The following is an 11785-nucleotide window of genomic DNA, read 5'->3' on the forward strand; positions in this document are numbered from 1 at the left end:
GGTCTGTAGCTTCTGATGTGATTGCATGGGATATAACCGGCAAAATCAAATTTTTGGATTTGAGCATTTTTGGTTATATCGATAAGTACCGGACCGGGTCTTCCGCTTCTGGCGATGTAAAAAGCCTTGCTAATCACTTCCGGGATTTCAGTAGCATCTGTTACCTGATAGTTCCACTTTGTAACAGGGGTAGTAATATTGATCACATCAGTTTCCTGGAATGCATCGGTTCCTAAAAGATGAGCAAATACCTGACCTGTAATACACACGAGAGGTGTACTGTCGATCATGGCATCCGCCAAACCAGTTACGAGGTTTGTAGCACCAGGGCCGCTTGTTGCAAACACAACACCTACCTTACCCGAGGTGCGTGCAAAACCTTGTCCGGCATGGATACCACCCTGTTCGTGTCTGACGAGGATGTGGTTTAGTTTCTCTTTATAATCATATAGAGCATCGTAAATCGGCATTATCGCCCCGCCTGGATATCCGAAAATAACTTCTGTCTCCTCGGCTATTAAGATTTCCAATAAAGCTACCGAACCAGAAACTTCTACTGTTTTCGATTTAGTTGATTTGGCTAATTCCTGCGGCGCTATTTCCATAATTATATCTTTATTTTTTCAACTGATGACTCCAATCCACCGGATTACCATCAATTACGCTTCGTCAGTAACGCAGCCTTCGCTGGCGTTCTTTACTTGTCTGAAATATTTAAACAATACACCGCTTTTGACGGGCGGCTCAGGCTGTTGCCAGGCTGTCCTTCTTACTTCCATTTCCTCATCTGATATCATTAGGTTTATCGAATTCTTTATTGCGTCGAGTTCGATGATATCATTATCTTTAACAAGCCCAATGTTTCCCCCTTCAAATGCTTCCGGAGTAATATGTCCTACTACAAATCCATGGGTTCCGCCAGAGAACCTTCCGTCTGTAATAAGTGCAACTGAGGAACCCAGTCCGGCACCAAAAATTGCTGATGTTGGTTTAAGCATTTCCGACATACCCGGCCCGCCTTTTGGACCTACGTACCTGATTACCACTACATCACCAGCTTTTACTTTTCCGCTGTTTATTCCTGCTATTAACTCAAATTCTCCATCAAAGACTCTGGCAGGACCGGTGAATTTCTCTCCTTCTTTTCCACTAATCTTGGCAACTGAACCCTGCGGTGCAAGATTGCCGTACAGCATCTGTAAGTGTCCTGTTTTTTTAACTGGGTTCTCATACGGAAGGATGACATCTTGTTTTTCAAAGTTAAGGTCAATTGCATCGGCGACATTTTCCGCAAGCGTTTTGCCGGTTACCGTCATGCAGTCTCCGTAAATAAGCCCTTTGCTTAAAAGGTACTTTAATACCGCAGGCATTCCTCCGATATTGTGAACGTCTTCCATCATATATTTGCCGCTGGGTTTGAGATCAGCGATCACAGATGTTTCGTCGCTTACCTTTTGGAAGTCTGAAAGGTCAAGTTTTATCCCAACGGATTTAGCCATAGCAATGAGGTGTAATACCGCATTTGTCGAGCCTCCAAGAACTATGACAATTACTAGAGCATTATGAAAGGCATTCCGGGTCATGATATCTCTTGGTTTGATATCTTTCTCCAAAAGTGTGCGAATATGTTTTCCAGCTTCCAGACACTCATCTTTTTTCTCCTGGCTGAGGGCAGGGTAGGACGAACTGTACGGCAAACTCATTCCCAGAGCTTCGATAGCCGAAGCCATAGTATTTGCTGTGTACATACCTCCGCATGCTCCCGCTCCCGGACAGGCATGTTCTATTATACCCTGAAAATCTTCTTCGTTGAGATTTCCTGCCATTTTTTGCCCTAATGCTTCGAATGCAGAGACTATGTTTAGTGATTGACCTTTATAATTTCCAGAATGTATGCTTCCGCCGTAAACCATAATTGACGGGCGGTTCAGCCTGCCCATGGCCATTATAGCTCCGGGCATATTTTTATCGCAACCGGGTAATGCAATTAGACCATCGTAAAAATGGCCTCCACAGACAGTTTCAATTGAATCAGCAATCAGATCTCTAGAAACCAGGGAGAAACGCATTCCCTCAGTTCCATTAGTAATACCATCACTAATGCCTATAGTGTGAAACATCAGCCCGACAAGGTCATTGTTCCAGACCCCCTTCTTAACGACCTGGGCCAGTTCATTCAGGTGCATATTGCAGGTATTTCCATCATATCCCATACTTACAATACCAACTTGCGCCTTTGCCAGATCTGATTTGGTTAATCCGATGCCATACAGCATAGCTTGTGATGCGGGTTGCGTCGGGTCTTGAGTTACTGTCTTACTGTATTTATTTAGTTCCATTTATCGTTAAAGTGCAATTGAAAGCTTTCTCATACTTGTATGCTAAAAAAAACCTTTCGGTGTGAATAAGGCGTTTGATCGTTATCGTAAATATCCATATCGGGCGCCTATGTGGAGGGTATGAGAATGACATTAATGAGAATAAAAATGACCTATAGTTTAAGAGATTTAATCACTGAAAAAGAATCAATTACTCCTGATCTAATCGTATTTGGAATATTCATACAATTGTGTTTTTATTTATAACTCAATTTAATGTCTTCGTTTATTTATAGCAAGCATTAAAAAATATTTTTTATTTAAGAATATAATTCTTTATATTTTATAATATCAAAATTATATATGTATTATATTCATAATATACTGACTTTATTCTGATCACTAGACCAAAACCGTTTTGGGTTTTCAGTTCAAAAAACTATGCATGCATAGTATGATCGCAATATTCTGCCTGAAAAACTCCTTAATGGGAAAATTTATGCCATTCCAGGACACAAAAAAGCCCCTTAGATCATTGATCCAGGGGCTCCATTTCGGAATGTTATATTAGGAGTTTTGAGTTCCTTCTGCCAGCACCATAATATTATTATCAAGCACTTCAATCACTCCGCCTTTTATAAATATCGTTTCCTCTGAATTGCCGGTACGGATAATTACTTTTCCATCCTCTAAAGTCGAAATAATAGGAGCGTGGTCTTTAAGAACTTCGAACGATCCCATTGTGCCAGGCACAGTTACAGATTTGACTTCACCTTCAAAAACCTTTTTGTCGGGGGTTAAAATTTCTAATTTCATAAATGAGATATGAGATATGAGATATGTCTCACATCAATTAAGCGTTTGCTTCAGCCAATAGTTTCTTTCCTTTGTCAATTGCATCTTCAATCGTACCTACAAGGTTAAATGCAGCTTCAGGATATTCATCCACTTCACCATCCATAATCATATTAAAGCCCTTTATAGTATCTTTAATATCAACCAATACACCTTTTAATCCTGTGAATTGCTCAGCAACGAAGAAGGGCTGTGAAAGGAAACGTTGAACGCGGCGGGCGCGACCCACTACTAATTTATCTTCTTCAGAAAGTTCATCCATTCCTAAAATTGCGATGATATCCTGTAACTCTTTGTATCGTTGTAAGATTTCTTTAACCCGTTGTGCAGTTCCATAGTGTTCATCACCCAATGTTGCTGCATTCAGGATTCTTGAAGTAGAATCTAATGGATCCACAGCCGGATAGATTCCAAGTTCAGCGATTTTCCGTGAGAGAACCGTTGTTGCATCAAGGTGGGCAAAAGTTGTCGCCGGTGCAGGGTCAGTTAAATCATCCGCCGGAACATAGACCGCCTGAACAGATGTAATAGAGCCGCGCTTAGTTGATGTGATACGTTCCTGCATCAATCCCATCTCAGTAGCCAGGGTTGGCTGGTAACCTACGGCTGAAGGCATACGGCCCAGAAGGGCTGATACTTCAGAACCTGCCTGAGTGAAACGGAAGATGTTATCAACGAAGAAAAGAATATCTTTCCCTTGGCCTTCTCCCTCACCATCACGAAAATACTCTGCAACAGTTAAACCCGACAAAGCCACACGTGCACGTGCACCAGGAGGTTCATTCATTTGTCCAAATACCAATGTGGCTTTTGAATCTTTTAATGCTTCTTTGTCAACCGATGCCAGATCCCAGCCGCCTTCTTCCATAGAATGTTTAAATGCATCTCCATAGTTAATTACACCTGACTCGATAAACTCACGCAGAAGATCATTCCCTTCACGTGTACGCTCACCCACACCGGCAAATACTGAAAGGCCTGAGTATGCTTTCGCGATGTTGTTTACAAGTTCCATGATTAGAACCGTTTTACCAACACCAGCACCACCAAACAATCCGATCTTACCACCCTTTGCGTAAGGTTCCAGCAAATCGATAACTTTAATACCAGTAAATAATACTTCAGTTTCGGTTGAAAGCTCGTCAAATTTAGGGGGTGTATTGTGGATTGGATACCCATCCGTATTATCGACATCGTCAATGCCATCGATAGCCTGGCCAACAACGTTAAATAAACGTCCTTTAATTTTATCACCAACCGGCATTTTAATAGCAGAGCCTGTGTCGGTTACACTCATTCCACGAACTAAGCCATCTGTTGAGTCCATCGCAACTGCTCTAACTCGGTCCTCTCCAAGATGCTGCTGAACCTCAAGAACGATTTTTTGACCATTTTCTTTCACGATTTCAAGTGCATCGTAGATTTTTGGTAAGTGTGCATTGTCAGTGAAGCTAACGTCGACCACAGGTCCGATGATCTGTGCTATTTTTCCGGAGTTTGGCATATAATTTTTGTAAAACTTTATTAAATCAACAAATGACACCCTGTTTTTTTGGGCGTTTTTTGGTTTGCAAAAATACTCTTTATCCCCGTAAATCAAATACTTAATTGAGAATTTTTACAGGATAAGTTTGGCAGGATTTTTTTTAATATTCAGGAGTTACCTGGCCGATGTAAAGTAGAGTTTTACGGCTTTCAAATGAGTTGCAATAAACTTGCTTCCTGGTTTAAGAACATGTTGTTTTGAGAATGATCAGCCGTGTTCTATTTATAGAATTTACAGACAGTGATGTACCAAATTTGGCTCTCAAGGTTACCTTTCACGCCATTTAAAAGGTGGCTAAAACCAAATCCTGAATTAAGTGTTAATAATCAATATTAATCACAACTTAAACATAAAAATCATGAAAACTATCACACAACCTTCAACCAATTCTAAATTAGAGAAATTTATTTTCTCACTTACAATGATCTTAAGTACTATGCTTTTATCTGTTAAAACTTTTGCTCAATCAGCTCCCGAAAAAGTTGAGGTAGATATAAATGCTGGCGGCGATTCAGTTTGGTATGGCCAACCTTGGGTATGGGTTGTTGGTATTGCTGTATTCATTGTTATTATAGTTGCAATTACACGTAATAACAATAGTACAAAAGCATAATTTATTAATTCCTTTTTGAAGTATTAAAGCTTGATTGTTTAAAAGGATCGCAGAGCCCTTTCTATCTGGAAGGGGCTTTTTGTTTAAAGATGGTCCACCGATATCAATGCCTGGTGTAATTTTCGATTAATTGTCTGTTAAATAAATTAAAGGTTAATTTGAGCACATTTACGGCAGACTTTTTTCTTCCTGCCGGGGATTTTATTTGAGAGACTAGATGAAAAAGATTTTAGTAACTGGCAGCAATGGTCTGCTTGGCCAGAAATTGACAGATATCAGCATTTGTGATGAGGAGATAGAGCTTGTTGCAACTTCTGTGGGCGCTAACCGCCATCCTGTCAGATCGGGATATGTTTACGAAGAATTTGATATCCGCGATGCAGACCGATTAATTGAGCTGGTTGAGAAATATAGACCGGATGCTATTATCAATACAGCTGCGATGACTAACGTTGACACGTGTGAATCCGAAAGGGAATTGTGTGAAGCGTTAAATGTTGTTGCGGTTGCAAAACTCGTCTCCGTTTGTGAGAAGTATAATATTCATCTCGTACAAATATCTACAGACTTCATATTTGATGGGGAGGATGGACCTTATTCTGAGGATGCCGAGCCGAACCCCTTAAGTTACTATGGCCGGACAAAACTTGAGGCAGAAAATTTATTAAAAACATCCACCAGTCGATGGGCCATTCTTCGTACAATAATTGTATATGGAATAGTGAGCGACATGAGCCGGAGTAATATAGTGCTATGGGCGAAAGGAGCACTTGAAAAAGGGGCTCCAATCAATGTTGTGAATGATCAGTGGCGCATGCCAACCCTGGCAGAAGATTTGGCCCTTGGATGTATCCTGGCCGCAAAGAAGGAGGCAGAGGGAGTTTTTAACATTTCTGGAAAAGATATGATGAGCATACTAGAGATTGTGGAGCGGGTAGCAGATTTTTATGGGCTCGATAAATCTTTGATAAACCCAATATCTGCTGAGAGCCTCAATCAGAGCGCCAGAAGACCCAGGAGAACAGGCTTTTTGCTAGATAAAGCTGTCGGGCAACTAGGCTACCAGCCGCGATCGTTCCAAGAGGGTATAGAGGTTCTCGACATGCAATTGAAGCAACGTAAAATCTTCTAGTTTCAAGCTATTGTCAATATTTTATTACGTTTAATTGCATTTCGGGAAAACAATTATCTTTGAAAAATTTCAGAAAAATATGACATTAACAATAGGACAAAAAGCGCCAGATTTTAAATTATTCAGTTCTGAATTGAAGGAAATAGCCTTGTCAGATTACGCAGGTAAAAAAGCCGTACTTCACTTCTTCCCGATGGCTTTTACGGGCGTATGCACCGCGCAACTTTGTAACATGCGCGACACTTTTGGGTATTACAGTGACATGGGCGCAGAAGTGCTGGCAATATCTGTAGATTCTCCGTTTACATTGGCAAAGTTCAAAGAGGAAAACAATTATCAGTTTCCACTATTATCCGACTTTAATAAAGAAGTTTCACCGGCTTATGGAGCATATTATGACGAGTTCGTATTTCATTTGAAAGGAGTTTCTAAGCGAGCTGCTTTTGTACTTGATGAAAATCATAACGTTATTTACGGAGAAGTTTTAGAATCAGCAGGCGATCTTCCTAATTTTGACGCAATCCGGGAAGTATTAAATAAATAATTAGCTTTTTTTTAAATCGGGAAAGAAAAGATACCTTATATTTTCAAAAAACTTATGTTAATTTGAAAAGAAAACATATTTTTGCAGTCCGTTAAAAAAAGCACCTGTAGCTTAATTGGATAGAGCACCTGACTACGGATCAGGAGGTTAGGGGTTCGACTCCCTTCAGGTGCACATTTTAAAGTGCACGATACAACGAGCAGTAATTGGATTCCGTGTCCCATTGCTAAAAGGGAGGGTTAGGGTCTGTACTCCCCTAAGTGCAAATATAAAAGCCTTTCAGCCATCAATCGGAAAGGCTTTTAAAATTTTAAGTAGACCTATTCTTGTCACCCTTCCGATCTGGTGATGCCAGAAGGAATTAAATTTTAGATCATCCAATGCTGAACTTAGTTTTGTTTGGCCCTCCGGGCTCTGGTAAAGGAACACAATCCGAAAAGTTAATTCAAAAATACAATTTGGTTCATTTATCAACGGGAGATATTCTCCGAACTGAAATCACCCAGGGAACGGAATTAGGCCTTGAAGCTAAAAAGCTTATGGATAAGGGAATGCTTGTTCCCGACGAGGTAGTTATAGGAATGATAAGCAACAAGCTGGATTTCAATAAGGATGCCAATGGATTTATCTTTGACGGTTTTCCCCGGACCGTTGCTCAGGCCGAAGTGCTTGATGATCTCTTGAAAAGTAAGGCGGCTATTATTTCAGGAATGGTAGCTTTAATTGTTGATACTGACGAGCTTGAAAAGAGGCTCCTGAACAGGGGAAAAAATTCTGGTCGCCCAGATGATGCTAATCCCACAGTGATACGAAACCGTATCGTTGAATACAATTGTAAGACAGCTCCTGTGGCTAATTATTATAAAGATCTAAACAAGTTCACCAGCATCAATGGAATTGGAACTGTTGATGAGATTTTCGAATCTATCTGCGAGGTGGTTGATACTTATTAAAAAATCCGGGTACCAAATTTGAATTTCTACATTTTTAACATGTTTTTGCTACCTTTTAAATAACAACCTGCAGAAGTATACCATTCAAATAGCGGATTGAATATAATTTCATGCAAGCTTTATAATCATCAAATAACAATTCTCAAATAGAAAATGTCGCAGGGTTCAAATTTTGTTGATTATGTGAAAATATGCTGCCGCTCAGGCCATGGAGGGGCGGGCTCATCACATTTGCACAGAGATATTCTGACTTCTAAAGGTGGGCCAGATGGGGGTGACGGAGGTCGTGGCGGTCATATAATTCTTAAGGGCAATAGTCAGCTTTGGACGCTACTCCACTTAAAATATCGGAAACACATTATAGCGGAAAATGGCCTACCCGGTTCGAGCGGGCAAAGATCGGGGCGTACCGGTGAAGATGAATTCCTGGAAGTGCCTCTTGGAACTATAGCGCGTGATGCGGAAACCGGCGAAATAATCTTTGAGATAACTAAAGATGGTGAAACAAAGATTTTAACTGCTGGTGGCCGCGGTGGGTTGGGGAACTGGCACTTTAAGACTTCTACAAAACAGACGCCGAGATATTCTCAACCGGGCGAACCCGGCAAGGAAGAGTGGATGGTGCTTGAATTGAAAATTTTGGCTGATGTCGGCCTGGTGGGTTTCCCTAACGCAGGAAAATCTACCCTTCTTTCAGTAGTCTCCGCCGCTAAACCCGAAATTGCCGATTATGCATTTACCACGCTTGTTCCGAATCTGGGGATAGTATCTTATAGGAATAACAAGTCCTTCGTAATGGCCGATATCCCCGGGATCATTGAGGGAGCATCAAAGGGTAAAGGGCTGGGTATTCGTTTCCTGAGGCATATTGAGAGGAACTCAGTGCTTTTATTTATGGTACCGGCGGATACAAACAGAAGTATTAAAGAGGAATACCTGATCCTTCTAAACGAGCTTGAGCAGTATAACCCGGAACTGATGCAAAAGCCACGTGTACTTGCAATAAGCAAATCGGATATGCTTGATGATGAGCTGATGGATGAATTAAAAATGGAACTTCCCGACCTGCCCTGCATATTCATTTCATCGGTTGCGCAAAAAGGACTGGTAGAGTTGAAAGACCTTTTGTGGAAAGAGATTAACGCAGCTCACTAGGGGCCAGCTTTCCGAATATTAATCTGTCTTTTTTGTTCAGTCACAATAAACTCCAGCGGTTTCATTAATAGCGGGTTCTTTAAATCTGTATGGAGCACGCTTTCAGCAATTTGGAAACTAGTATCAAAAGCGGAGCTGATAATCCTTACTTCATACCTGTCCTCAGGCACACTAAAAGAAAAGGAGCCATTTTCAGTTGTGAGAGTCGTGAAAGTCTCCCCTTTCGAGCTAACAGCCATAATTTTAATATTAGCTGTACTGAAAGTTTTCGTGCTATTTAATGCTCTGTTCAGAATTACCTTTCCTATGAAGAAAGCAGTTTTTTTGAATGGAATAAAAACATTGGTTTCTTTATTTACTTCGACAGTTTGTCTGAATGCAGACTGTGGTACCCAGCTTTTTTGCGCACTCATTGTAAGATCAATATCATAAACACCCCTGCTAACATTTCTGTAAGATATCCTTCCTTTTGCATCACTTATAAAAGATTTACCGTTAATCCGGATGGTCGCGTCCGGGAGCACCTCATCACCGTCGTTGTATACGCTATCTGCATTGATATCCTTAAAAAGTACAACATCCATTGTCTCAAACTTCCTTATCCCGGGGAGAGGCAGATTGAGATTTTTTCTAATACTCAAATTGAGATTTGAACTGCCGATATTATTGAAAGTCCTTAAATAGGATAGTTTAAACTGAGTATAAGACTTTCTGAGATTAAAAATAATATCGGACCTCAGGGAGAAATTTTTGTCGTTGCCGCTATAATTTAGGTTAAAATCTCCCTGGTTTCTAAGCTGGACACTGCCTTTTAAGAGTGAATTTTCTATAAATATATTTCCATTTAGCCTTTCAGGTATTTGGCCCGTTTGCAGGTATGAGTATATGTCGCCTAATTGCGAAAAACCATACTCATATCGGGCATTGATTCCAACATTTCTCCTCTGGAAAGTGCCACTACTGTTAAAGCTGGTTGACTTGACGCTATCAAGACCGGGAAGGCTAATTTTTCCCGCATTCACAGCTAGGTTCAAAAATGCACTCTGACCAAATCGTTTATTCATTGCAAGGCCTAATCTAAAAGTGCCGCTCTTTACCGAATCAGCTCCGGCTTCTGTCTGGCCCAAGTAAGACGCCGTTAAAAAATTACTCCAGGTTTTCCGTGATATACCATACTTTAAGCCATATTCATGACTGTTAAGACTTAATAATGCTACGTAAACTCCTGAATCTGGTAATGCTCCACGATAGTTAATATTTGCAAAAGCAGATAGAGACTGTACTTCACCTAAAAGACTCACGTCGTTTGTACTTGTAAATAATCCTTTATTGAAACCGGGGTAATATTTTGAAGCCCTGTCGGTACTTGATCGGATACTGATCTTTTTATATTTACTGTTAATCTGTAATGCTGTACGCGATGATAATCTCTTATCAGAAAATGTAGCCTGGTTAATATCTTCAAAGCCACCGGCCTGGAAAAAGCCTATTGTTGTATTCGTACCTAGAGACCTTTTTAGCATTAATTCTGATATATAGCTGTTTATTCCTTTATCTGGGTCGAAGAATCCAAAATTTTCAATGCTTAGAGAGCCTTTTTTGGTCGTGAACTGATGCTGATATGTAAATTGAGAGGTTCTGTATCGCTTGCTCTTGATTGCAGATATTTGTATTTCCTGAGTTTTATTTCGAAGCGGGATAGTACTACGAGCTCCATAACCTATCATCTGGAAGTTTTTAAAGCCGGTCTGGTCTCCGGCACTTATATTTAAGCCTTTAGAGCGGTATTGAGCCTGGATAAAAGATTGCCCTCCCCGGGCTCCATAAAGGCTCTCGCTCTGATAATTTATCGACACTCCACGCTCATCCTTAAAACCGAGGTTCAATTCTCCATTCAAGGTGAAGGTTTCGCCAGCAGTAAAAGCATTTTGTCCCACAACTTCTAAGGTCAGTGGCAGATTAAACCAAGGAGTCTTGTTTGCTCTCAGGGAGGAGTTCAACGCTGAAATTAGTTGCTCAGCCGACTGCTTATCTTTAGATTTACTGCTTGCCTCGACTATGATACGGACTTCCCGGGCATTCTGAAATCGATCATCTGCGGGAATATTTACCTGCAACAGTGTATCACTTCCGGGACGGACAGTCACGTTTAAAATGTCTTGGATATTTAGTCCGACATTATCGTTAAAATTGAGCGAAATTTGTTCTGGTGCGCTTCCCGAATTACGCAGTAAAACTGGAAATATTGCGTTTTCACCAGTTACCTGTTTAAGGATGTTACTATTTGGCAGGCTCATTTTCCATAATGTACGCGCTTTAATCAGGCAAACTATAGCTAAAGTATCACTGATATTTTCAGCTGGCATCGCGAACTTTAATATAGCCCTGTAGCTCTTATCGCTTTGGGATAGAGATGAAGCAGCTATCCGAAACGGGATAATGAGGTTTTCTCCGGGTTGAATAGTGAAGAGTTTTTGAAGATCAATAATTTTTGACCAGTCGGAAGGCAAATCTAAATCAATATTAAATGACCGGGATATCTGTCCCGTATTATTTACCCGGATATTGTTGAAGGCATATGCATTCCCTTCAAGCATAAGTGTGTCTCTTAAAAGTGAAACTTCGAGGCTTGAAATTTTCTTTTCTATGTTCTGACTGTAGGCAACTGT

10 protein-coding genes and 1 tRNA gene are annotated in these 11785 nt (G+C 40.6%); 6 read left to right on the forward strand and 5 right to left on the reverse strand.

Annotation, left to right across the window (positions count from 1 at the left end; translation table 11 throughout):
• From ACLL8Z_RS00105 to atpD, 4 genes are all read right to left on the reverse strand, one after another.
• Positions 1-605, reverse strand: a 605-nt coding sequence (locus tag ACLL8Z_RS00105; RefSeq protein ID WP_411272704.1) for a thiamine pyrophosphate-binding protein, incomplete at its 3' end; no start/stop codon positions are given.
• Positions 606-659: 54 nt separating this feature from the next.
• Positions 660-2339: a dihydroxy-acid dehydratase gene (gene ilvD, locus ACLL8Z_RS00110; protein WP_411272705.1), complete on the reverse strand. Its 1680-nt coding sequence runs from the start codon at positions 2337-2339 to the stop codon at positions 660-662.
• A 546-nt stretch (positions 2340-2885) separates the two neighbouring features.
• Positions 2886-3134, reverse strand: coding sequence for an ATP synthase F1 subunit epsilon (gene atpC / locus ACLL8Z_RS00115; RefSeq protein ID WP_411272706.1), 249 nt, complete (start codon positions 3132-3134; stop codon positions 2886-2888).
• Between the two features lie 37 nt (positions 3135-3171).
• Positions 3172-4677 carry a F0F1 ATP synthase subunit beta gene (gene atpD, locus ACLL8Z_RS00120; protein ID WP_411272707.1) on the reverse strand — a complete coding sequence of 502 codons (1506 nt, stop codon included), beginning with the start codon at positions 4675-4677 and terminating at the stop codon, positions 3172-3174.
• A 400-nt stretch (positions 4678-5077) separates the two neighbouring features.
• Here atpD and ACLL8Z_RS00125 point away from each other — a divergent pair, with 400 nt between their 5' ends.
• The 6 genes from ACLL8Z_RS00125 (at position 5078) to obgE (ending at position 9116) form a co-directional block, all read left to right on the forward strand.
• Positions 5078-5332 carry a hypothetical protein gene (locus ACLL8Z_RS00125; RefSeq protein WP_411272708.1) on the forward strand — a complete coding sequence of 85 codons (255 nt, stop codon included), beginning with the start codon at positions 5078-5080 and terminating at the stop codon, positions 5330-5332.
• A gap of 217 nt (positions 5333-5549) precedes the next feature.
• On the forward strand, positions 5550-6464 hold the full coding sequence (locus ACLL8Z_RS00130) for an SDR family oxidoreductase (protein ID WP_411272709.1): 915 nt from the start codon (positions 5550-5552) through the stop codon (positions 6462-6464).
• A 79-nt stretch (positions 6465-6543) separates the two neighbouring features.
• Complete coding sequence (locus ACLL8Z_RS00135) at positions 6544-7008, forward strand: redoxin domain-containing protein (protein WP_411272710.1); 465 nt, start codon at positions 6544-6546, stop codon at positions 7006-7008.
• Between the two features lie 100 nt (positions 7009-7108).
• Positions 7109-7182 (forward strand) — tRNA-Arg (locus ACLL8Z_RS00140).
• A gap of 206 nt (positions 7183-7388) precedes the next feature.
• Positions 7389-7961 carry an adenylate kinase gene (locus tag ACLL8Z_RS00145; protein WP_411272711.1) on the forward strand — a complete coding sequence of 191 codons (573 nt, stop codon included), beginning with the start codon at positions 7389-7391 and terminating at the stop codon, positions 7959-7961.
• Positions 7962-8114: 153 nt separating this feature from the next.
• A complete protein-coding gene (gene obgE / locus ACLL8Z_RS00150; protein WP_411272712.1) occupies positions 8115-9116 on the forward strand; it encodes a GTPase ObgE in 1002 nt (333 codons plus the stop codon).
• Here obgE and ACLL8Z_RS00155 read toward each other — a convergent pair.
• Positions 9113-11785, reverse strand: a 2673-nt coding sequence (locus tag ACLL8Z_RS00155; RefSeq protein ID WP_411272713.1) for a hypothetical protein, incomplete at its 5' end; no start/stop codon positions are given. The genes obgE and ACLL8Z_RS00155 overlap by 4 nt on opposite strands.

It is taken from the genome of Daejeonella sp. (assembly GCF_046590655.1).
Classification (GTDB): domain Bacteria; phylum Bacteroidota; class Bacteroidia; order Sphingobacteriales; family Sphingobacteriaceae; genus Daejeonella.

What these genes read in the sequence shown, in the direction of transcription:
- ilvD (WP_411272705.1), bottom strand. Translation starts at nt 2,339, where the DNA reads ATGGAACTAAATAAATACAGTAAGACAGTAACTCAAGACCCGACGCAA.
- atpC (WP_411272706.1), bottom strand. Translation starts at nt 3,134, where the DNA reads ATGAAATTAGAAATTTTAACCCCCGACAAAAAGGTTTTTGAAGGTGAA.
- atpD (WP_411272707.1), bottom strand. Translation starts at nt 4,677, where the DNA reads ATGCCAAACTCCGGAAAAATAGCACAGATCATCGGACCTGTGGTCGAC.
- ACLL8Z_RS00125 (WP_411272708.1), top strand. Translation starts at nt 5,078, where the DNA reads ATGAAAACTATCACACAACCTTCAACCAATTCTAAATTAGAGAAATTT.
- ACLL8Z_RS00130 (WP_411272709.1), top strand. Translation starts at nt 5,550, where the DNA reads ATGAAAAAGATTTTAGTAACTGGCAGCAATGGTCTGCTTGGCCAGAAA.
- ACLL8Z_RS00135 (WP_411272710.1), top strand. Translation starts at nt 6,544, where the DNA reads ATGACATTAACAATAGGACAAAAAGCGCCAGATTTTAAATTATTCAGT.
- ACLL8Z_RS00145 (WP_411272711.1), top strand. Translation starts at nt 7,389, where the DNA reads ATGCTGAACTTAGTTTTGTTTGGCCCTCCGGGCTCTGGTAAAGGAACA.
- obgE (WP_411272712.1), top strand. Translation starts at nt 8,115, where the DNA reads ATGTCGCAGGGTTCAAATTTTGTTGATTATGTGAAAATATGCTGCCGC.